The organism is Martinezella sp. CNPSo 3795 (assembly GCF_057784475.1).
The window spans coordinates 100299-122029 of sequence record NZ_JBXSOQ010000006.1 but is presented as its reverse complement, the minus strand read 5'-3'; the positions used below and the strand labels follow the sequence as shown (position 1 = coordinate 122029).

Genomic DNA, 21731 nt, shown 5'->3' with positions numbered 1-21731 from the left:
ATGGCCGTTGTGGGAAGGCTATGGGGTCGGGCGACGCTTATACTATTTTCATGCGGTATAAAAGCAGCGGCCAGGCGTTGATGAGCCTGGGCGCTGCCAATGTTCACGATGGGCGGTCGTTGCGCTAGAGGTGCTCGCCCGAAAGCCGCTTGCGGTGAAGCTCCTCGGCATTCGGCAATGCATCCTTCGGCAGACCGAAGACCTGACCCGGCAGGATGCGGTCCGGATTGTTGATCTTGTCCTCGTTGGCCAGATAGATCGTCGTGTAGCGCACGCCCGCACCGTAGATGCGGCGCGATATCTGCCACAGCGTATCGCCGCGACGGATGATGACGGCATTGGTGTCCTGCGACAGCGGTGCCTGTTCGAGCGTCTTCGGGCCACTGTCGTTGGATGAGACCTCTGTGTTCGGCTGCGCCGGTGCCGTCTGAGCAGGCTGCGTGATAACAGCGATCATCTGTTCGAGCCCAGGCAGCGCCGCGCCGACCGATTTCGGATCTTTCGGCAAAGCCAGCAAGGTGGCAAGCGCCTTGGAGGCTGTGCTCGAAGCGTCGGAAGCAGCCTTCTTCAACGCAGCACTGGCGTTGATGGTCGGCCGGAATTCAGACAGCGACTTGAGCGCGATTTCCGTGCCGGAGCGGGCGGCTGCGAGCTGCTCCGTATTCGGCTGCTTGCCGTCGGTAAAGAGGCCCTTGAGCAGCGCAAAAGCCTTGCCCGCGCCTTCCTTGAGCTTGGCAAGCTCGCCCTCGTCGAGCGGCACCATGTTTGCCGTGGCCGTCTGCCCTTGACCATTTGCGGCGGCGGGTGTCTGCGCCGCGACCGTCACCTGATTGCCCTCGGGGCGCGTGAAGTTGACGCTGGTCCGCACGACGACTTTGCCTGCGCCATCGAGTATGTCGACGCGGATCTTGTGATCGCCGACGGCAAGAGGCATGGGGCCGTCCACGACGAAGTGACCGTCCGCACCCGCGACGTTCTCGCCGATGAGCTTGTCGTCGGCATAGGCGCGGACCTTGGCATTCGGCTTCGTGGTGCCGGCAACGAAGATATGATCGTTTTCGATCTCCACCGCATTGACCATGACGTCTGGATTCGCCTCTACCTTCGCTGCTGGCGGTGTTGCCGTGCCTGCCGCGGGATTGGCGGATGCGACCGCCGTACCATCCTGTTGCGGCTTGGCATCTGTCGTGGTCGCTTTGGCCTGAGTGCCGGCTGCGGACGCGTCCTGTTCGCCGGCGGTCACGCGGCCCTGCTTGGCGGAAGGCGCGGTGATGATGCGACTTGCAGCGCCTGGCTTCGACACCATCGCGAGAACCTGGGTGGAATTGTCCTTCGGCACGGAGACGGTTGCGATTTCCTCGGAACTGACGGCCTTACCGTCCTTGCCGGTGGCGCGCAGCACCAATTCGTGGTCTCCAGGCGGCAGCGGATTGTCGAGTACGGCGGCAAAGTCGCCGCTCGGGCCGACATTGGTCGTCGTGACAACCTTTTCGCCGTCGACGATCTCTAGCTTGGCATTCGGCTCGGCTGAGCCTGCGATAACAGTGGAGCCATCCGGCTCGACGCGCAATACGTCGAATGATGGTACGCGAGGATTGGCAGCCGAGTTGGTCCCGGGCGCCTGTTGCCCTGTCAGCGTTGCAAGAGCCTTGTCGATCGCCGCACTGGCTTCGGCAGCATTCTCGGGGAGAGATTGGATGATGGCGAGAGCCTTGCCTGCACCGTCCTGCGCTTTCTTAACGAGTCCCGTTGTCGTTGCGTCGATCCCTTCGGGAAGCGCGAAGCCGACGATCGATTGCAGGGCAGTAATCGCCTTTGTCTTCGCAGCCGTGAAGACATCCTGGGCCGGTCCATTGCCATCCTTGAAGAGCGCCTTCAAATCGGCCAGCGAAGCGGTTGCCGCGTCGGTCAGGCCGGTCAGCTTTTTCGCGAGGTCTGCCGTATTGACGGCGGTCGACACGGCATTCTGCGTGGCCTTGGTTGCGTTCTCGGCGGTCTCACCAGCCTTCTGCGCGTTTTGGTCGATCGTATTTTTCACCGCATTGCCGGCTTGATTAACCACGTTGCCGATCGGGGTCTTGTCACCGTTGATGCGCGGCATCACGAAGAAGACCATCAACAAGGTCGCAATTGCCAACACCAACAGAGCCAGCCAACCGGCACGGTTCTTCATCATCATTCATCTCCACGCGGCGAAGTCATCGCAACTCCTGAAATTGCTAGCGATTTCGCCTGCTTTTACAAGCTTTCTCAGCCATTTTCGCATGTTCCGACACAAGTTTTCCTTTGAAAAATCTTGACTGCGCACCTGCAGCATAGTTCTTTGCATCCATGACCGACGATTCCGCGCCAATTCGAACCATTTGCGTCTATTGTGGCTCACAGCCGGGACGCGATCCTTCCTACATGGCCGCTGGCCGCGAACTCGGCAAAAGCATTGCCGAAAACGGCCTGCGCCTGATCTATGGCGGCGGAACGAAGGGCATCATGGGCGCTGTCGCAAGCGGCGTGCTGTCGCACGGCGGTCAGGTCACCGGCATCATTCCGGAATTTCTGGTCGATATGGAAGCGACGCGCCACTCGCTCGGTCAGCTCGACGAACTCATCATAACGCCGGACATGCATACGCGCAAACATGGCATGTTCGAGCGCGCCGACGCTTTCGTGGCCTTGCCGGGCGGAATCGGCACCCTGGAGGAGATCGTCGAGATCATGACCTGGGGCCAGCTGGGCCGTCACGAAAAGCCGATGGTTTTTGCCAATATCAACGGCTTTTGGGATTCGATGATGGAAATCGTCCGTCATATGCGGGACGAGGGCTTCATCCATACCGCCCATCGTGTCCAGCCGCTTGTGATCGACAAGGTGGCCGATATCATTCCGGCCATCCGCAAGCATGCCGCAGAGACGCGCGGCGACCGCGGCGGAGAAGAGGCCGTGATTTCCAAGCTCTAAAAGCTGTTCCGGCAAACGAGCAGCGGTTTTCGCTTAGGGCTGCGTGATGACAAGGGACGAGGCGGTTCACGGCTTTCTTGAAAGCCAAACCGCCACAAATAGCGATTTGCTAACCATATCGCCTGGTTATGCTCCTCTGCTCTGACGCAGCATCGACCAGCTGTAGAGCACGAGACCGGCCCATATCAGCGAGAATGCAACGAGCTGTGTCGTGCCGAAGGGTTCCTTGAACAGGAAAACGGCGATCAGGAAGACCATTGTGGGAACGATGTATTGCATGATGCCGATGGTCGACATCCTCAAAAGCTTCGCACCATTGGCGAAGATCATCAACGGCAGCGCCGTCACGAGCCCGCAGCCGAGCAGGAGCCCGGTATCCGAAAGGCCGGTCTGGTAAAAGTGGCCTTCGCCGCGCGCTTCCAGATAGAGGATGTAAAATGCTGCCGGGATGCAGAGCAGTAGCACCTCGATGAAAAAGCCCTGGTTGGCTCCAACAGGCAGGGTTTTGCGGAAAAAGGCATAGAAGCCCCAGGAGAAGGTCAGCGACAACGCGACCCAGGGCAGGGTGCCGGCTTTCACCGTCAAAATGATGACGGCGGCGGCTGCAAGGCAGATCGCGACGATCTGCGTCGGCGCCAGCTTTTCCTTGAGCAGGATGGCGCCGAGCGCGATGCTGAACAGCGGATTGATGAAGTAACCGAGGGCCGCATCGAGCGAATGGCCGGCGCCGATGGCCCAGACATAGGTTCCCCAGTTGATGGTGACGAGCGCTGCCGTCAGCGACGCCATGGCGATTGTCCGCGGGTTGCGAAACGCCGCCTTCACGTCACCCAGGCGGCCGAGCGCCAGCAGCACGATGCCGGCGACGGGAACCGACCAGACGATGCGATGGGCGATGACTTCGAAAGCCGGGATATGCGCCAACGCCTTCATATTGAGTGGCAGAACGCCCCAGAAGAGATAGGCCGTCATCGCAAAGCCGAAGCTGCGGATAGCGTCGTTGTTCTTGATTTCAGGTTTGACCGCGTCAGTGGCCATGAATTTTCCCGTCATTCTCTGTTATTTGAGACGGGATTACCCCAATGCATGCGGCATGGCTAATTCATTTCATTGACGGCATCGTCAAGCTTTTTGATGGGCGGCGGATTACTCCGCCGCAATCCTGCCTGCCATATGCCGGTTTTTCATCAGCTTGTAGATGACGGAATCCATCAAGGCCTGGAACGACGCATCGATGATGTTTTCGGAGACACCGACCGTCCACCAGCGTACGCCATCGCTATCGGTGGATTCGATCAGGACTCGGGTGATGGCCTCTGTGCCACCATTGAGGATACGCACCTTGAAGTCGGCCAGTTCCAGATCGTCTATCTCGTGCTGGTATTTGCCGAAATTCTTGCGCAGCGCCAGGTCGAGCGCATTAACCGGGCCGTCGCCCTCTGCAACCGACATGATGGTTTCGCCATCGATGATGATCTTGACGACGGCTTCCGAGACGATTTTCACTCGGCCGTGGGAATCGAAGCGGCGTTCCACCATGACGCGGAAACCATCGATCGCAAAGAATTCCGGGATGGTACCGAGCGTGCGGCGCGCCAAAAGTTCGAAGCTCGCATCCGCGCCTTCGTAAGCATAGCCTGTCGCTTCGCGTTCCTTGACGATGTGGATCAGCTGGTCGAGCTTCGGATCGTCCTTGCCGACCTCGATGCCGCGCCGCTTCAGCGCATTGATGAAGTTCGACTTGCCGCCCTGGTCGGAGACCATGACCTTGCGGAAGTTGCCGACGCTTTCCGGCGGCACATGCTCGTAGGTGCGCGGGTCCTTCAGCAGCGCCGAGGCGTGGATACCAGCCTTGGTGGCAAAGGCGGAGGCACCGACATAGGGCGCCTGATAGTCGGGTGAGCGGTTCAGAAGCTCGTCGAAGGCATGCGAAAGGCCGGTCAAGCCCACCAGCCGCTCGGCGTCGATCGTCGTTTCGAAGCGTTCGCTATAGGCTCTTTTCAGCGCCAGGGTCGGGATCAGTGTGATCAGGTTGGCATTGCCGCAGCGCTCGCCGATGCCGTTCAGCGTGCCCTGGATCTGCCGCACGCCGGCCTCGACCGCCGCGAGCGAATTGGCGACCGCCTGGCCGGTATCGTTATGGGCATGGATGCCGAGACAGTGCCCAGGAACGCCGCAGGCGATGACGGCCTCGACGATGGCGCGAATCTCCGGCGGCTGTGTGCCGCCGTTGGTGTCACAGAGCACGACCCAGCGCGCTCCGGCATCATAGGCCGTCTTGGCGCAAGCAAGCGCATAGGTCGGATTGGCCTTGTAGCCGTCGAAGAAGTGCTCGCAATCGACCAAGGCTTCCTTGCCGGCGCCAATGGCCGCCTTGACACTTTCGGCGATGCTTTCCAGGTTTTCCTCGTTGGTGCAGCCGAGCGCCACCTGGACGTGATAGTCCCAGCTCTTCGCAACGAAACAGATCGCGTCTGATTTCGCCTGCAGCAGGCTCGCAAGGCCGGGATCGTTGGAGGCGGAGATGCCGGCGCGCTTCGTCATGCCGAAGGCGACGAAGGAGGCCGATGTCGTGCGCTTCTCGTTGAAGAAGGCCGTATCGGTCGGGTTGGCGCCGGGGTACCCGCCTTCGACATAATCCAGGCCGAATTCATCCAGCATGGTCGCAATGGCAATCTTGTCCTCGACCGAAAAATCGATGCCGGGTGTTTGCTGGCCATCGCGGAGCGTCGTGTCGAAGAGATAGATTTTTGCGCGTGTCATACTGTTTCCTCCGGCGAACCGGTTATTGATATTGAGATGCCCGGCCTATGCTTTGCCTGCAAACTTGTCGGTGGCGCGGATGAGCCGATCCAGAATGCCAGGCTCGGACGAAGCATGGCCGGCGCCCTCGATCAGGTGAAATTCAGCTTTCGGCCAAGCCTTGTGCAGCGCCCAGGCATATTTGGCGGGGCAGGGCATGTCGTAGCGGCCATGGACGATGACGCCGGGAATGTCTTTCAGCTTGTAGGCGTCGCGCAGGAGTTGGCCCTCTTCGAGCCAGCCGGCGTTGACGAAGAAATGGTTCTCGATACGGGCGAAGGCATGCGCATATTCCGCATCTTCGAACTGGGCGCTGACGGCAGGTTCCGGCAGAAGCGTGATCGTCTCGCCTTCCCAGATCGACCATGCCTTTGCGGCTTCCAGGCGGGCAGCCTTATCGGGATGCGTCAGCAGCCGATGGTAGGCGGCCATCATCTCATGGCGCTCTTCCGGTGGGATAGGGGCGATGAAGCGCTCCCATTTGTCAGGGAACATTTCGGAGACGCCGAACTGATAATACCAGTCGAGTTCGGCTCTCGTCAGCGTATAGATGCCGCGCACGACCAGTTCGGAAACCCGATCCGGATGTGTTTCGGAGTAGGCGAGCGCCAGCGTCGAGCCCCAGGAGCCGCCGAAAACAAGCCATTTCTCAACGCCGGCCATTTTGCGCAGCCGCTCGATATCTTCGACCAGATGCCAGGTCGTATTGGCTTCAAGGCCGGCATGCGGCGTCGAGCGCCCGCAGCCGCGCTGGTCGAAAAGGGTCACGTCGTAAAGCGCCGGATCGAATACGCGGCGATGACTGGGCGAAATGCCGCCGCCGGGTCCGCCATGCAGGAAGACGGCGGGCTTGGCGCCGGGCGTTCCCACCCGTTCCCAATAGATCACATGACCGTCGCCGACATCGAGATGACCGGAGGCGTAAGGTTCGATCTCCGGATAGAATGTGCGCAGGACTTCGGTCATATTTTCAGCCCCTCGGCCGGCCAGACATCGGTGTCATGATCGGGATGCTGGAAGGAAATGATCTGCTCCTGCCGCGAATAGAAATCTGGATCCTGATGAATGGGCTTTTCGAAAATCGTCTCTACCCAAGGCAGTCGATAGGCGTGGTTGACCTGGATCTGCGGGGCGAGATCGTCGCGCTCGTCGAAGGCGCCGATGGCGATTTCGAGGCCGCCCGGATGACGGTAGGTCAACGGCGTGCCGCAGTTCTTGCAGAAGCCGCGGTCGATATTGACGGAAGACTGGAAATAACTCGGCTCGCCGCGCGTCCATTCCACGCCGTCTTCAGGTGCGGTAACAAGCGCAGAGAAAAAGTTGCCGAACTGCTTCTGGCACATGCGGCAATGGCAGATTGAGGGGCGGCCGAGCTGGCCGCGGATGCGAAACCGTACCGCGCCGCATTGGCATCCTCCGCTTCTGGTAGCTTCATTCATGGCTCTTCTCCTCTGGCCAGCTTGGGGTATCGTAATCGGGATGTTGATTTGACACGATGTTTACAACGAAGGGCGCTTGCGCGGCATCTTCCTCCGTCGAGCGTCCGGGCAGCAAATGCAACCGATCGACAAAGCCGATCTTGGCCTCCGTGCCGTATTGGATCACAGGCGGCAGTTGCGCGGGATCATCGAAGGCGCCAGCCGCGACCGCAATGCCATCGAGTGCCTCGTAGGTCAGCGGCGTTCCGCAATCCCCGCAGAAGCCGCGCTTTACATAATTCGACGATTGAAACAGCTTCCGCTCGCCGCGCGTCCATGTGAGCTCGGCACCACGCGTCGAGACCAGCGGTGCGTAATAGGCGCCAAAGGCCTTCTGGCACATGCGGCAATGACAGATCGACGCATCCTTCAGTCCGCCCCGCACCCGGAAGCGAACCGCGCCGCACTGGCAGCCGCCGGTGTAGGTCGAGACGGTCATGATTTATCCTTTCCGCTGACGATCAGGATATGCATGCAGACGTTATCGATATCCTTCAGGACATCGTCATTCCAGAAGCGCAGGATAGTCCAGCCATCGGCTTCGAGGCGGCGGGTGCGAACCTGGTCATAGGTCTGATCGTGGTCATTACCATGCTGGAAGCCGTCGACTTCGACAATCAGCCTTTCGGCAGGGCATGCGAAATCGACAATATATCCAGCGATGGGCAACTGGCGGCGGAAGCCGAGGCCCATGAGGCGATGGGCACGCAATTCGTTCCATAGACGCAGTTCCGCATCCGTCATGACCTTGCGCATGCGGCGTGCATTGCTTCGGGCTTTCGGCGGGACTGGAGTATGCGGCAAGTTACCCCCCTCTGTCACTTCGTGACATCTCCCCCACAAGGGGGGAGATTGTTCGCGGCGAGCTGTTAGCCCTCCATCTTCTTTCCCGCGCAGGCGGAAACGTATTGCTGCTGAAATAGAAGGCAGCTTGGAACTAGAGCGGTCGGCAAACTCCCCCAATCTCCCCCCTTGTGGGGGAGATGTCACGAAGTGACAGAGGGGGGTAACCAGACTCACCGCTTGATCTCCCAAGTCGTGATACGCTCGCCCGTCGTTGGATCCTTACCATCCTTGAGCTGGATACCCATGGCCGTCAGCTCCTCGCGAAGCTTGTCGGCTTCGGCGAAGTTCTTTGCCTTCAACAACTCCAGTCGCTGACGTACCTTGGTATCGATCTCCGCGACCACAGCTTCGTCCATCTCCGCCTTCTTCGGCAGCAGGCCGAGAAGATCGGCGCTGGCCGCGAACACCGGCAGGAGGCTGGCATCGGCATTGGTTGCTTGCGCCAGGGCATGCAGCGCCTGGATGGCGGCGACGGTGTTGAGATCGTCGCCGAGAGCGGCAAGGACTGTCTGATCCGGCGCGGCACCGCTGGCATCCCCCGCCGGCCATTTGGCGATTAGCCGTTCGGCCTCTTCCAGACGCTTCACAGAGAAATCGATCGGCTCGCGATAATGCGTCATCAGCATGGCAAGCCTCAGCACCTCGCCCGGCCAGGTCCGGCCGCCGAGCTTTTCCGTCTGCAGCAGCTCGTAGATGGTGACGAAGTTGCCCTCCGATTTCGACATCTTGCGGCCTTCGACCTGCACGAAGCCGTTATGCATCCAGACATTGGCCATGGCATGCGTGCCATGCGCGCAACGCGATTGGGCAATTTCGTTTTCATGGTGCGGGAAGATCAGGTCCAGGCCGCCGCCGTGAATGTCAAAGACATCACCGAGATAGCGTCCGCTCATGGCCGAGCATTCGATATGCCAGCCCGGACGACCGCGGCCCCAGGGGCTTTCCCAGCCGGGTTCGTTCTCGTCCGAAAGTTTCCACAGAACGAAATCGCCGGGGCTCTTCTTGTGCTCGTCGACGGCGACGCGGGCGCCGGCCTGCTGCTCGTCGAGATTGCGCTTCGAAAGCTGCCCATAATCGGCCATCGACTTGGTATCGAACAGCACTTCGCCGGCGGCCCGATAGGCATGGCCCTTGGTGATCAGCGTTTCGATGATCCCGATCATCTGTGCGATATTGTCGGTCGCACGCGGTTGCACCGATGGCTCCAGGCAGCCGAGCGCTGTCGTGTCTTCACGGTACTGCCGCTCGGTCTTTTCCGTCACCAGGCGGATCGCGTCGTTCAGCGGCAGGCCGGGATGGTCGCGCAGCGCACGCGCATTGATCTTGTCGTCGACGTCGGTGATGTTGCGGACGTAGGTGACACGGCTCTCACCGTAGACGTGCCGCAGCAGCCGGAACAGCACGTCGAAGACGATCGCCGGGCGGGCATTGCCGATATGGGCGAAGTCATAGACCGTGGGGCCGCAGACATACATGCGGACGTTATTGCGGTCGATCGGCTGAAAATCGACCTTTTCGCGCGTCAGCGTGTTGTAGAACTTCAATTGCGGCTCGGCGGCCATGTCACTCTCCCAAGGCATAAATCCGAAAAAATACCGTCACCGGCAGGCCGGACGTTTGTCATCTTGGATTTTGGGAGACGAAAACGGCCAGGCCAGCGAAACGCTAGCGAATAATCTTCCGGCAGATAATGCAGATAACCGTTTTCATGGGCGGCTTTATCGCGCGCCGGATGAATTTGGTCAAGTAGGGATAAGGCGTCTCGCGTAAAGGGCTGAGATGTTTTTATTCCGGCATCCGATAGTCGACGAGCCTGTTCTCGCGCACGACGAAAAGCTTGCCGGTTTCGGTGACGTCGGGGCCGACCAGAGGCAGGATCGCCTGAGCGACCTCTCGCGGATGCGGCAGTGTATCCGGATCTTCACCGGGCATGGCCTGGGCGCGCATGGCGGTGCGGGTAGCGCCCGGATCGACGCTGGTGATGCGCAGCGGCGTGCTCTGCGTTTCCCCGGCCCAGGTCCGCGCCAGCGCCTCGACGGCAGCCTTGGAGGCGGAGTAGGGACCCCAGAATGGCCGGCAGCGATGGGCGGCGGCCGAAGAGAGGATAACCGCGCGGCCCGCCTCGGCGCGCATCAGCAGCGGCTCCACGGAACGGATCAGCCGCCAGGTGGCGGTGACATTGATCGTCATCACCTTTTCGAACACCTTGGCTTCGACATGGCCGATCGGCGAGATCACGCCAAGCACGCCGGCATTGGCGATGAGGATGTCGAGTTTGCCCCAGCGCTCGTAGATGGAGGCGCCGAGCGCATCGATGGCATTCATGTCGGCAAGATCGAAGGGCACAAGGGTCGCCGAGCCGCCGGCAGCCTTGATGGCATCGTCAAGCTCCTCAAGGCCCCCGACCGTGCGGGCGCAGGCGATCACATGCGCGCCGGCCTTGGCCAGCTCCAGTGCCGTGAAATAGCCGATACCGCGCGATGCGCCGGTGACGAGGGCGATCTTGTCCTTGAGATTGACGCTCATGCTGCCTTGATCCGAATGCGTGGAAAGAGAAAGGGGCAGGGCGCCCCTGTCAGCCGTTACTTGGGCTTGTCAGCCGTTGCTCGCGAGGACGGAGAGCTTGCGCACGTTGCTGGTGCTTTCCTTGTCGAGCAGACGCGTCGGATAGTCACCGGTAAAGTAATGGTCGGTGAACTGCGGCTGCGCATTGTTGCGCGGCTCGCCGCCGACAGCCTGGTAAAGGCCATCGATGGACAGGAACTCCAGCGAATCCGCGCCGATATACTCGCACATGGCCTTCAGGCTCGTGTACTGGTTTGCCAACAGCTTGTCGGCGTCCGGTGTGTCGATGCCGTAGAAATCCGGATGGAAGATCATCGGGCTGGCGACGCGGATATGCACCTCGCTGGCGCCGGCATCGCGGATCATCTGCACGATCTTCACCGATGTCGTGCCGCGCACGATGGAATCGTCGACGAGCACCACGCGCTTGCCAGCGATGATTTCGCGATTGGCGGAATGCTTGAGCTTAACGCCGAAGGCGCGAATCTGCTGCGTGGGTTCAATGAAGGTGCGGCCGACATAATGGTTGCGGATGATGCCGAGCTCGAAGGGAATACCGCTTGCCTGCGCATAGCCGATAGCGGCCGGCGTGCCGCCATCCGGCACGGGGACGACAACATCGGCGGCGACAGGCGCTTCCTTGGCAAGGTTGATGCCCATGTTCTTGCGGGCAACATAAACGTTGCGGCCGCCGACGACGGAATCGGGACGGGCGAAATAGACATATTCGAACAGGCAGAGACGCTCGGGTTGTGAAACTTCCGGCTTGCGGGCGTCGATGGTGATCGAACCATCAGGCTGGATCTCGCAGATGATGACCTCGCCGTTTTCAACGTCGCGGACATATTTTGCGCCGATGATGTCGAGAGCACAGGTCTCCGAGCAGAAGATGGGCTTGCCGTCGAGTTCGCCCATGACCAGCGGCCGGATGCCGATCGGATCGCGGGCGGCGATCAGCTTGGTGCGCGTCATGGCGAGCATCGAATAGCCGCCTTCCATCTGCCTGATAGCATCGATGAAACGATCTGAGGAGGAGGGATGCTTGGAGCGGGCGATGAGATGCAGCACGACTTCGGTATCCGAGGTCGACTGACAGATGGCACCATCGGCAATCAGCTGACGGCGCATGGTCAGGCCATTGGTGAAATTACCGTTATGGGCAATGGCGATGCCGCCGACTTCCAGCTCGGCAAACAGCGGCTGGACATTGCGAAGGATGGTCTCGCCGGTGGTGGAGTAGCGTACATGACCGATCGAGCGGTCACCGGGGAGGCGGGCGAGGGTGGCCGGGTCAGTGTAGTGGTCTCCGACCAGACCCATCCGCCGCTCCGAGTGGAAGCGCTGACCATCGAAGGAGACGATGCCGGCCGCTTCCTGGCCGCGATGCTGCAAGGCGTGCAGGCCGAGCGCCGTCAGTGTTGCCGCATCCGGGTGCCCCAGGATGCCGAAGACGCCGCATTCTTCATGCAGCGTGTCGCCGTCGATATCGTCCTCGAAGGAAACGGAATGGTTCATGGCTGCGGGCCTTTGCTCTCAACGTGGGCGGATCGGGGCGGCGTCACGAGTGACCATTAAAATAACTTAAAATCCGGCCGGAAAAAATATCGGGCCGGATCTTCTATTGTCACGCCGCTCAAATGGCGATTCTCGGGCGGCAGGTCAAGCCTGTAAACGCACCGTCAATTGTTTGTCTGCGGCGCCGGTGCGTCATCCGACGGCGCGGTATCGTTCGGCGTGGCGTTGTCGCCGCTTCCCTGCTGCTGCTGTTGCTGCTGGTTTGGCGCGATCTTGTTGAGGATTTCGGCCGGCAGCCTTGCCTGAATGTCTTGGGGCAGCGCCGCAGTCAGCTTCTCCACCATCGAATCGAGGAAAGGCTTCGACTTGGCGTTATTGACCCAGTCCGGACGTGCGGCCGGTGCCACCAGCCAGTTCCAGAAGGCAACGACGACGACCATGAGCAGCAGGCCGCGTGCCGCGCCGAAGAGGAAGCCGAGAGTGCGGTCGAGCGCGCCGATGCGGCTGTCGATGATGAAATCGGCAATCCGGATGGTGATGAAGGAAATGATGATGAGCGCCAGCAGGAAGATGACGGCGGCTGACGCAATCGTGGCGATCTTGGTGTCGGCCTTGTATTGCAACGCATAGGGAACGAGCAGCGGATAGAGATAGTATGCGGCGACTGCGGAGCCGCCCCAGCTGACGATCGAGAGAATTTCGCGTGAGAAGCCGCGAACCATGGCCAGAATGGCGGAGAAGAGAAGAACGCCGATAACAATACCGTCGAAAATCGTAATGGGCATCTATAATCCACTTCAAGACTTGCCGGACCTCATGGTCGGCATCGGCCTCAATTCATGAGCCTCTTCTTCGCCAAGAACGGCTGAAGTAAGGCTCAGTCTTCGTCTTCCGCTCGCTTGAGCGCACCTTTCGATCCGGCAATGCGCGCCACCAGATCCGGCAGGCTGTCGATCTCGCTCCAGCGTCCGCCATTGCCCTTTGGCAGATCGGCGGAAGCGGCAGGCAGAACGGCCGCGGAAAATCCCAGCTTCTCGGCTTCCTTGAGGCGCTGGGCGGTGTGCGCAACCGGCCGGACGGCGCCCGACAGGCTGACTTCGCCGAAATAGACGCAATCGGCGGGCAGAGCAAGACCAGCCAGGGAGGAAACCAGTGCAGAAGCGACCGCAAGGTCCGCAGCCGGCTCGGAAATGCGGTAGCCGCCGGCAATATTGAGGTAAACATCGTGCTGACCGAGCCGCACGCCGCAATGCGCTTCCAGAACGGCCAGAATCATCGACAACCGCGCCGAATCCCAGCCGACGATGGCGCGGCGCGGCGTGCCGAGCGATGTCGGCGCGACCAGCGCCTGCACCTCCACCAGCACCGGACGCGTGCCTTCGATGCCGGCGAAGACCGCCGCGCCTGGCGACTTTTCGTTGCGTTCACCAAGGAAAAGTTCGGACGGATTAGGCACGTCGCGAAGCCCGGCGTCGGACATTTCGAAGACGCCGATCTCGTCGGTCGGACCGAAGCGGTTCTTCACCGTGCGCAGGATACGGTAATGATGGCCCCGATCGCCTTCGAAGTAGAGAACGGCATCGACCATATGCTCGACGACGCGCGGCCCGGCGATCTGGCCATCCTTGGTGACATGGCCGACCAGCACCATGGCAGTTCCCGTCTGCTTGGCGAAGCGGATCATCGCCTGCACGCCGGTACGCACCTGCGTTACCGTGCCGGGTGCGGATTCGGCAAGCTCGCTCCACAGCGTCTGGATGGAATCAATGATGACAAGATCCGGCCGCTTGCCTTCTGCCAGCGTTGCCAGGATATCCTCGACATTGGTTTCGGCGGCGAGCAGCACTTCGGTATCGGCCGCCTTCAGCCGTTGGGCGCGCAGGCGCACCTGCGCCACGGCCTCTTCGCCGGAGACGTAGACGATCTTGTGCCCCTGCCGGGCGAGGGCTGCTGCCGCCTGCATCAGCAGCGTCGACTTGCCGATGCCAGGATCGCCGCCGACGAGAACGGCCGAGCCACGCACAAAACCGCCGCCCGTGGCGCGGTCGAGCTCGGATATGCCGGTATGGATGCGCGGCGCTTCCTCGATTTCACCCGAAAGCGTGGTCAGCGTGACGGGCTTGCCCTTTCGCGGCGTCTTCGTTGGTCCGCCGCCGATCCCGCCCATCGGATCTTCCTCGACGATGGTGTTCCACGCGCCGCAACTGTCGCACTTGCCGGCCCAGCGATTGTGGACCGTGCCGCAGTTCTGGCAGATGAATTGTGTGCGGGCCTTAGCCATAGGATGCTATTCTCAAGTTCAAATGCTTCGCTTTTCGCGACGAATCGCTTGGGCAGTCAGATAATGTCTTTCCCGGCCTATCAAAACTAATGATTTCCGTATCAACGGCGATCGTGTCAGCCTTTATGCCGGGTTTTATGGATGATGATCGATGTTTGACTATTCGCTTGCGCACTGGATGGGCTTTCTGACTGCTGCGATTCTCCTTAATCTGTCGCCGGGGCCGGATATCGCCTTCATTCTCGGTCACACGATCAGAAGCGGCATGCGCTCCGGCTTTGCAGCGCTGTTCGGCATCTGGAGCGGCGCGTGCCTGCATGTACTGATGGCGGCCGCCGGCCTGTCGGCGATCCTTGCCGCCTCTGCACTGGCCTTCTCGACCGTCAAATGGGTCGGTGCGGCCTATCTGATCTGGCTTGGCATCCAGGCGCTGCGCTCGAAGGGCGAGAGCGCATGGATCAAGGAAGCCGGCAAGTCCTTGCCCTTTAGCCGTATCTATCGCCAAGGTATTCTGGTCTCGCTGCTCAATCCGAAGGTCGCCATCTTCTTCCTGGCCTTCCTGCCGCAATTCGTCGTCGAGGGTGCCGGCCCGGTTTGGGCGCAGCTTTTGCTGCACGGAAGCCTGATTATCGTCGTGGCAGCCTTCATCGAGCCGCCGCTTATCCTGCTGGGCGGTCGCCTGAGTGACGCGCTTCGGCGCAATCGCAGCCTCGGTCTGTGGCTCGATCGCGGGCTCGGCACGCTCTTCGTCGCCCTTGGTGTCCGGCTGGCGATCAGCGCCCGCTAAATATTTTGAGGAGTAGCCGGGCTATTCCTCGTTCTCCTCCGAGATATACCGACGCTCGTGCCGCAGCCCCATGCTGGTCAGCATCTCGTAGCCGATGGTGCCTGCCGCCCTTGCGGCCTCATCGACCGAGATGTTGCTGCCGAAAAGTTCAACGTAGTCACCAGCTCTGACCAGGTTTTCCGGCAGGTCGGTGACATCGAAGATGGTGAGGTCCATGGTGATGCGGCCGGCAACGGGCACCTTATGGCCGGCTATAAAGCCGTGACCGCCCGCAATACCGGTCTGGCGCAATGGCACGCCGGCACTCGACTGGCTGCGCATATAGCCGTCGGCGTACCCTGCCGAGACGATCGCCAGTCGGCTGTCGCGGGTCAATTGAAGCGCGCGGCCATATCCCACCGTTTCGCCCGCCTTGACCGAGCGGGTCTGGATAATCCGAGCCTCCGCCGTCGCCACCGGGCGCATCGGATTGGCCATGCCCGGCACTGCCTCGCCGCCATAGGTGGCGATGCCGGGGCGGGTGAGATCGAAATGATAGTCGGCCCCAAGAAAGATGCCGGCCGAATTGGCAAGGCTCGCCTCGATGCCTTCGAAGGCGGCACTGACTTTGCGGAAAGCCTCGAGCTGCTGCCCGTTCATCGCGTTGGAAGGATCGTCGCCGCAGGCGAGGTGGCTCATGACGAGAACCGGCGCAAAGCTTGCCGGACGCGAGACGTCATCGGCAAGCGCGATCGCATCATCCATCGGCAGGCCGAGCCTGTTGAAGCCGGTATCGACCTGCAGTGCGCAGGGATAATCGCCATAATCAGACAGAACCGACATCCAGAAGGTCAGCTGTTCTTCCGAAGCAATGACGGGTACGAGGTCGTTTTCGAAGAACCGGCGCTCCATGCCCGGCCAGATGCCGCTGAGCACGAAGATGCGCGCCTCGGGCGCGTAGAGCCGCAAGGTCGCGCCTTCATCGGCGGTGGCGACAAAGAAATCGCGCGCCCCGGCAGCGTAAAGCGTTTCGCCGACATCCTCGATCCCGAGCCCGTAGGCATCGGCCTTGACAACGGCTGACGTGCGCGCCTTCCCCGAGCGGTGCGCGAGGTCGCGCCAGTTTTCGACGAGCGCGCCGAGATCCACCGTCAGCCGCAGGCCGGCGGAAGCGAAAGCATCGTCGTCATTGAAATTATCTGTCATGGGGCGCCCTAAACAAGGAAGTGGCCGGAAGTGATTTGGCTTGGGTCAGGATACTGGCCGTCGATGAAAAGAAAAAGTGCTGCGATGCATGTATGCGGAATTAGGCAGAAACTGCCGCCACATTTCTGACGACAGCTTCCGGCTAAAGGTCGGAAACCAACAGGCTGCTTTGCGGCACGAATGAGCTGAAGGGCAGGCCTTCAGGCACGCTGTGCGCATCATCTTGAAGGCAGGCTGTCGTAGGCTTTAGTTTCCGGGATGATGGCTATTTCGGAACAGCGGCATCGTTCCCCGCTGGCGATCGCCGGAATAGGCTCAGTCGTCACGCCATCTCACCGCCCATGAGGCGGTATCGCAATCAGGGTGCTGGTTGTTGCTCGTCTTGATCGCCGCAGCCCATTCGGCGCCGTTATTTTCGGTCGCACCGGTATTTTCTATGCCCGTGATCGTATCGAACCATGTCACCATATTCTCGGTGCAGGTATTGGCATGCGGCGGGAAGGCGTGCGGATTATCAAGCGAACCGATCATCAGGTTGGTGCGGCCGTTTTTGAGGTGATGGAAGAACAATGGCGTGCCGCAATTGGCGCAGAAGCCGCGCTCGACAAGCTCAGAACTCTTCCAGATGCTCGGCTTGCCGCGCGTCCAGGTGAGCGCATCATCAGGCGCGGCGACAAGCGCGGCAAAGATGTTGCCGGAGGCTTTCTGGCACATGCGGCAATGGCAGAGATGCGAATTATCATGCATGGCAGTTGCGTGATAGCGCACGGCACCGCACTGGCAGCCGCCGCTTACCGTCATCTCAATGCGTTTCAATTTTCCTTCTCCTCCAAAAGGCGAGTTTGGGCCTAAATGCTTTTTAGGTTTTCATCTTGGGATCGTCCAGCGGAACGACGGATCCGACCACACCTTCTCAAAAAAAGCGCGGACGGGTGGATGCCAGCCTTTCCCACATGCGATCACTTTTGTTCAAGACGCGCGGGAGCCGGCGCGCTAATCTTCGGGGATGCAGAACGTTTCGCAGAAAGAGGCGGCTGACGCCATGCCGCTTGCCAAGGTGGAATCGACCCGCTTCTGGCGAGACGGTCGCTTTCGTGACATGGAATGCCTGAGCGCAAGCTTCGTGACGCATGAATATGCGCCGCATGCGCACGACACCTTCAGCATCGGGACGATTGAAAGAGGCAGCCAGATCACCACGCTGCTCGGCAGTCGGGAGGAAGCCGGACCGGGCGATCTCTATATGATCAATCCTGGAGTAGTGCATGACGGCGCTCCGGGCGGCGAAGGCTATCGCTACCGCATGATCTACCCGGACACGAAGCTCTTCGTCGATATTCTGGAAGACGTCACGGGCAAAGCCTTCAATGCGACGCCATCTTTCGCCAGTTCGTTGTTGCGCGATCCGCAGCTTGCAAGCGCCTTCCACAAGGCGCATCGCACACTCGAGAGCGGCGCCGGTGCGCTGGAATCCGATGAAGGCATGTTCTCGGTGCTGGCGGCCCTCTTTGCGCGCTATGGTAGCACGATCGTCCTTCCCGTCGACACCAAGGAGCGTAGCGCCGTCGTGCGCGCCCGCGATTATCTCACTGAGAATTTCGACAGCGATATCGGATTGGAGGAGTTGGCCAAGATCGCAGGCCTGAGCCGCGCGCACCTGATTCGCGCCTTCCGCAGGGAGTATCATATTACGCCCCATGCCTTTCTGACCGACCGGCGTGTCATCGTTGCCCGCCGATTGCTTAGGGAGGGCCGCATGCCCGCCGATGTTGCCATGGAATGTGGTTTTGCCGATCAGGCGCATTTCACGCGCCACTTCAAATCGCGCACCGGCGTCACCCCGGGCCAGTTCCGCGTCGGCTAGCGCATTTCCAATTGCGAAACGGCTTTCTGTCCGGAATGCGTCTGATCACTTTCGTTCAATACAGCGCCGGCTGCCGTCGGCTACCCCTCCGTCATTGTTGAAGTGGAGGTTGCCAATGTTGCAGCAAAGCCGGCCGGCCGGCGAATTCAAAGCCGGGATGCGTGCCATTCTTCCGCTGATCGTTGCCGTCCTGCCGATCGGCCTCGTGTTCGGCGCGGTTTCGGCGACCAAGGGGCTTTCGCCGCTGGAGACCACACTGATGAGCGCGCTCGTCTTTGCTGGCGGCTCGCAATTCGTGGCGATGGATATCTGGACACATCCCGCAAGCTGGATCGGCGCCGGCTTCGCGGCCCTGCTCGTCAATGTCAGGCACTTGCTGATGAGCGCTTCGATCGGCACGAAGATGCAGTCTTTCTCCGGCATCAAACGCTATCTCGCCATGCTGTTTCTCGCCGATGAGATTTGGGCCATGGCGGAGTTCCGCGCCGGCACGATGCGGCTCACGCCCGCTTGGTATGCGGGCATCGTCACGCCATTTTACTTGGCCTGGGTCGGCTCGTCGCTTGCGGGTGCTCTGCTTGGCGCTTTTCTCGGCGATCCCGCCGTCATCGGTCTCGACTTCGCCTTTCCGGCCGTCTTCATCGTGCTGGTCATGGGCTTCTGGAAAGGACCGGAAACCGGCGCGGTGCTTGCCGCAAGCGGAATTGCAGCCGTTGCTGTCCACCAGTTCGTGCCCGGTGTCTGGCATATTGCAGCCGGCGCGCTGGCGGGACTGGCAATGGCTTTCTGGAAGGGCAGAGCGCGGGAGCAAGCGGCATGACGCTCGATTTCAACACTCTGCTCGCCATCCTCGCCATGGCTGCCGCAACGATCTTCACCCGTGTTGGCGGTCTCGTCTTGATTCGCTACGTGAAGCTTGACGAGCGTCGGCAAACCGCAATCAAAGCCATTCCACCGGCCGTGCTGATGGCTGTCATTGCCCCCACAGCTTTTGCCACCGGCTGGGCGGAGACGCTGGCCTGCATGGTCACCGCAATCGTCTCTCGCCGCTTGCCGTTGCTGGCAAGCGTTATCGTCGGCGTTGCGACGGTGGCTTTGCTGAGGGCTGCGGGACTCTGAAGCCTTTCCGGCAAAGTGCGAAGCGGTTCTCATCCCAGCGGAACATTGACGCGGCAAGCGTCAATGTTCTTCGTACTGCGTGAAAGACGGGTCGGCGAGGTCGGCAAATCGGGTGAATTCCGATTGGAAGGCGAGCTTCACCGTGCCCGTCGGTCCGTGACGCTGCTTGGCGATGATGACATCGGCCGTGCCCTTCACGCGGTCGAACAGCGCTTCCCATTCCGCATATTTCGGGTCGTTCGGGTCGCGGGGCTCTTGGTTCTTCACATAATATTCCTCGCGGAACACGAAGAGCACCACGTCGGCGTCCTGCTCGATCGAGCCGGATTCGCGAAGGTCCGAAAGCTGGGGGCGCTTATCGTCGCGGCTTTCGACCGCGCGCGAGAGCTGGGAGAGTGCGACGATCGGAACGTTGAGCTCCTTGCCGAGCGCCTTCAGGCCAGTGGTGATCTCGGTGATTTCCTGAACGCGGTTTTCGCCCGACTTCTTCGAACCGGTCATGAGCTGCACGTAGTCGACGACCAGAACGTCGAGGCCGCGCTGGCGTTTGAGGCGGCGGGCGCGGGCGGCGAGTTGGGCGATGGAAATACCACCGGTCTGGTCGATATAAAGCGGCACCTTCTGCATCATCATCGAGCAGGCCACCAGCTTTTCGAAATCGGCATCGTTGATGTCGCCGCGGCGGATCTTCGAGGAGGAGACTTCCGTCTGCTCGGAGATGATACGGGTGGCGAGCTGCTCCGATGACATTTCCAGCGAGTAGAAGCCGACAACGCCGCCGTTCTTTGCCTTCATCGAGCCGTCGGGCTGGACTTCGCCCTCGTAGGCGGCGGCGATATTATAGGCGATGTTGGTGGCAAGCGAGGTTTTGCCCATGCCGGGACGGCCGGCAAGGATGATCAAGTCGGAGCGCTGCAGGCCGCCCATCTTGCTATCAAGCGAGTGGATGCCCGTGGAGATGCCGGAGAGGCCGCCGTCACGCTCCTTGGCAACGGCCGCCATGTCGATCGCCAGTGCCACGGCGTCGTTGAACGACTGGAAGCCGCCGTCGTAGCGGCCATTCTCGGCAAGCTCGAACAGCCGGCGCTCCGTATCCTCGATCTGCGTCTGCGGCGGCATGTCGAGCGGCGCGTCATAGGCGATGTTGACCATGTCCTCGCCGATGGTGATCAGCGCACGGCGCAGCGCCAGGTCATAGATGGCGCGGCCGTAATCTTCAGCGTTGATGATCGACACGGCCTCGACGGCGAGGCGCGCGAGATATTGCGCGACCGTCATGTCGCCGACCTTCTCGTCAGCCGGCACGAAGCTCTTGATGGTCACAGGATTGGCGGTCTTGCCCATGCGGATGATATCACCGGCGACTTCGAAGATCTTCCGGTGCAGCGGCTCGTAGAGATGGATCGGCTTCAGGAAATCGGAGACGCGATAATAGGCATCGTTGTTGACGAGGATGGCACCGAGCAGAGCCTGTTCCGCCTCAATGTTATTGGGCGCTTCGCGATAATGCTGGTCGGCGGGAGCAATGGCGGCAAGCTTGCGCGCAGCTTCGTTCATTTTCCATCTCTTCATGCTTTAGGGTGTCGTCTGGTTTGCGATGTTCCGATGTCATGGTCAACCGTGCAAACGGATGGCCATACCGACCTATCAACGTTGTTCCACTCGTCCACAGGGACAAGTTTCCGCCACGTAAAAAATCCCTTGTGGCCACTTTGCAACGCAAAGATCGACACACGAATCACTTATGCAAACTATCTGTGGGGAACATTTTAGCCGGTCTTTCGCTGCGCGCATCAACTGTTGCGGCTATCCTGCTTGAAAAACTGGGAAAATCCGGGTATTCCCCTTAAATTAGGGTAGGATGCTAATAGTATAAAGTTGCAATAATGCCAGGTGCGCCATCAAGACAAGAACTCTTCGACGACCTCTCCGCGTTCAATCGCAAGCTGAGGGCGGCTTTCGACGCTCTCGTTCGAGAGCACGGCATGACCCTTTCCCGCGCGAGGGTTTTTCGCAAGCTCTCCCGCCGGGACGGAATAAACCAGAGGGAGCTTGCCGACGAGCTGGAGCTGGAAACGCCGACGCTCGTGCGCATCCTCGATGCCATGGAGGCGCAGAATTTCATTGAGCGCCGCGCCGCCGTATCCGATCGCCGCGCCAAGCAGATCTTCATGACGGAATCAGGAAAAGTCGTTGCCGCCGAGGTTGAGGCTCTTGCCACCAGTGTGCGTGCGGATATCTTGGAGGGGATTTCGGACGAGGATGTCGGCATGGCGCTGAAAGTTATCCGTGCCATGACTGCCAATCTTCAGAATATCGGCAAATCATGAGGTA

Annotated in this window: 21 protein-coding genes; 6 read left to right on the top strand and 15 right to left on the bottom strand. The window is 60.5% G+C overall.

Features of this window, described 5'->3' with window-relative positions:
* Positions 1-124: 124 nt before the first annotated feature.
* Positions 125-2176 (bottom strand): LysM peptidoglycan-binding domain-containing protein, encoded by a 2052-nt coding sequence (locus AC13QY_RS18520; RefSeq protein WP_113351675.1) that lies wholly within the window; start codon positions 2174-2176, stop codon positions 125-127.
* Positions 2177-2331: 155 nt separating this feature from the next.
* Between AC13QY_RS18520 and AC13QY_RS18515 the strand changes: the two genes are divergently transcribed.
* Positions 2332-2955, top strand: a complete 624-nt coding sequence (locus AC13QY_RS18515) for an LOG family protein (RefSeq protein ID WP_113329107.1) — start codon at positions 2332-2334, stop codon at positions 2953-2955.
* A gap of 126 nt (positions 2956-3081) precedes the next feature.
* On the opposite strand, the gene rarD is transcribed toward AC13QY_RS18515, so the two are convergent.
* From rarD to radA, 11 genes are all read right to left on the bottom strand, one after another.
* Positions 3082-3993, bottom strand: coding sequence for an EamA family transporter RarD (gene rarD / locus AC13QY_RS18510; RefSeq protein WP_488493779.1), 912 nt, complete (start codon positions 3991-3993; stop codon positions 3082-3084).
* A 108-nt stretch (positions 3994-4101) separates the two neighbouring features.
* On the bottom strand, positions 4102-5718 hold the full coding sequence (gene cimA / locus AC13QY_RS18505; protein WP_488487126.1) for a citramalate synthase: 1617 nt from the start codon (positions 5716-5718) through the stop codon (positions 4102-4104).
* 45 nt (positions 5719-5763) lie between these two features.
* Entirely contained in the window at positions 5764-6723 is a 960-nt protein-coding gene (gene pip, locus AC13QY_RS18500) for a prolyl aminopeptidase (RefSeq protein WP_113351678.1), read from the bottom strand.
* Positions 6720-7196 carry a GFA family protein gene (locus AC13QY_RS18495; protein WP_113351679.1) on the bottom strand — a complete coding sequence of 159 codons (477 nt, stop codon included), beginning with the start codon at positions 7194-7196 and terminating at the stop codon, positions 6720-6722. Before AC13QY_RS18495 ends, pip begins: the two co-directional genes overlap by 4 nt.
* Positions 7189-7674: a GFA family protein gene (locus AC13QY_RS18490; RefSeq protein WP_488493778.1), complete on the bottom strand. Its 486-nt coding sequence runs from the start codon at positions 7672-7674 to the stop codon at positions 7189-7191. The genes AC13QY_RS18495 and AC13QY_RS18490 overlap by 8 nt, the downstream gene beginning before the upstream one ends.
* The gene (locus AC13QY_RS18485; RefSeq protein WP_113351681.1) at positions 7671-8039 is read right to left on the bottom strand and encodes an endonuclease domain-containing protein; all 369 of its coding nucleotides are present in this window, start codon (positions 8037-8039) and stop codon (positions 7671-7673) included. Before AC13QY_RS18485 ends, AC13QY_RS18490 begins: the two co-directional genes overlap by 4 nt.
* Positions 8040-8251: 212 nt before the next feature.
* Entirely contained in the window at positions 8252-9643 is a 1392-nt protein-coding gene (gene cysS / locus AC13QY_RS18480; RefSeq protein WP_113395697.1) for a cysteine--tRNA ligase, read from the bottom strand.
* Between the two features lie 223 nt (positions 9644-9866).
* The gene (locus tag AC13QY_RS18475; RefSeq protein WP_113351683.1) at positions 9867-10607 is read right to left on the bottom strand and encodes an SDR family NAD(P)-dependent oxidoreductase; all 741 of its coding nucleotides are present in this window, start codon (positions 10605-10607) and stop codon (positions 9867-9869) included.
* Positions 10608-10676: 69 nt separating this feature from the next.
* On the bottom strand, positions 10677-12161 hold the full coding sequence (gene purF / locus AC13QY_RS18470) for an amidophosphoribosyltransferase (RefSeq protein ID WP_113351684.1): 1485 nt from the start codon (positions 12159-12161) through the stop codon (positions 10677-10679).
* Between the two features lie 164 nt (positions 12162-12325).
* Positions 12326-12946, bottom strand: a complete 621-nt coding sequence (locus tag AC13QY_RS18465) for a CvpA family protein (RefSeq protein ID WP_069616173.1) — start codon at positions 12944-12946, stop codon at positions 12326-12328.
* A gap of 92 nt (positions 12947-13038) precedes the next feature.
* The gene (radA, locus tag AC13QY_RS18460; protein WP_113351685.1) at positions 13039-14442 is read right to left on the bottom strand and encodes a DNA repair protein RadA; all 1404 of its coding nucleotides are present in this window, start codon (positions 14440-14442) and stop codon (positions 13039-13041) included.
* 151 nt (positions 14443-14593) lie between these two features.
* On the opposite strand from radA, the gene AC13QY_RS18455 reads away from it, so the two are divergent.
* Entirely contained in the window at positions 14594-15229 is a 636-nt protein-coding gene (locus AC13QY_RS18455; protein ID WP_113351686.1) for a LysE family translocator, read from the top strand.
* Positions 15230-15250: 21 nt separating this feature from the next.
* Here AC13QY_RS18455 and alr read toward each other — a convergent pair whose 3' ends face one another.
* Positions 15251-16414 (bottom strand): alanine racemase, encoded by a 1164-nt coding sequence (alr, locus tag AC13QY_RS18450; protein WP_113351687.1) that lies wholly within the window; start codon positions 16412-16414, stop codon positions 15251-15253.
* A gap of 315 nt (positions 16415-16729) precedes the next feature.
* Positions 16730-17230 carry a GFA family protein gene (locus AC13QY_RS18445; RefSeq protein ID WP_113351688.1) on the bottom strand — a complete coding sequence of 167 codons (501 nt, stop codon included), beginning with the start codon at positions 17228-17230 and terminating at the stop codon, positions 16730-16732.
* 226 nt (positions 17231-17456) lie between these two features.
* Here AC13QY_RS18445 and AC13QY_RS18440 point away from each other — a divergent pair, with 226 nt between their 5' ends.
* From AC13QY_RS18440 to AC13QY_RS18430, 3 genes are all read left to right on the top strand, one after another.
* Complete coding sequence (locus tag AC13QY_RS18440; RefSeq protein WP_113352017.1) at positions 17457-18278, top strand: AraC family transcriptional regulator; 822 nt, start codon at positions 17457-17459, stop codon at positions 18276-18278.
* A gap of 115 nt (positions 18279-18393) precedes the next feature.
* Positions 18394-19098, top strand: a complete 705-nt coding sequence (locus AC13QY_RS18435) for an AzlC family ABC transporter permease (protein WP_113351689.1) — start codon at positions 18394-18396, stop codon at positions 19096-19098.
* Positions 19095-19397, top strand: coding sequence for an AzlD family protein (locus tag AC13QY_RS18430; RefSeq protein ID WP_113351690.1), 303 nt, complete (start codon positions 19095-19097; stop codon positions 19395-19397). Before AC13QY_RS18435 ends, AC13QY_RS18430 begins: the two co-directional genes overlap by 4 nt.
* Before the next feature lie 60 nt (positions 19398-19457).
* On the opposite strand, the gene AC13QY_RS18425 is transcribed toward AC13QY_RS18430, so the two are convergent.
* Positions 19458-20954, bottom strand: a complete 1497-nt coding sequence (locus tag AC13QY_RS18425) for a replicative DNA helicase (protein WP_069616180.1) — start codon at positions 20952-20954, stop codon at positions 19458-19460.
* A 329-nt stretch (positions 20955-21283) separates the two neighbouring features.
* Between AC13QY_RS18425 and AC13QY_RS18420 the strand changes: the two genes are divergently transcribed.
* Positions 21284-21727 (top strand): MarR family winged helix-turn-helix transcriptional regulator, encoded by a 444-nt coding sequence (locus tag AC13QY_RS18420; protein ID WP_069616181.1) that lies wholly within the window; start codon positions 21284-21286, stop codon positions 21725-21727.
* The last annotated feature ends 4 nt before the right edge of the window (positions 21728-21731 follow it).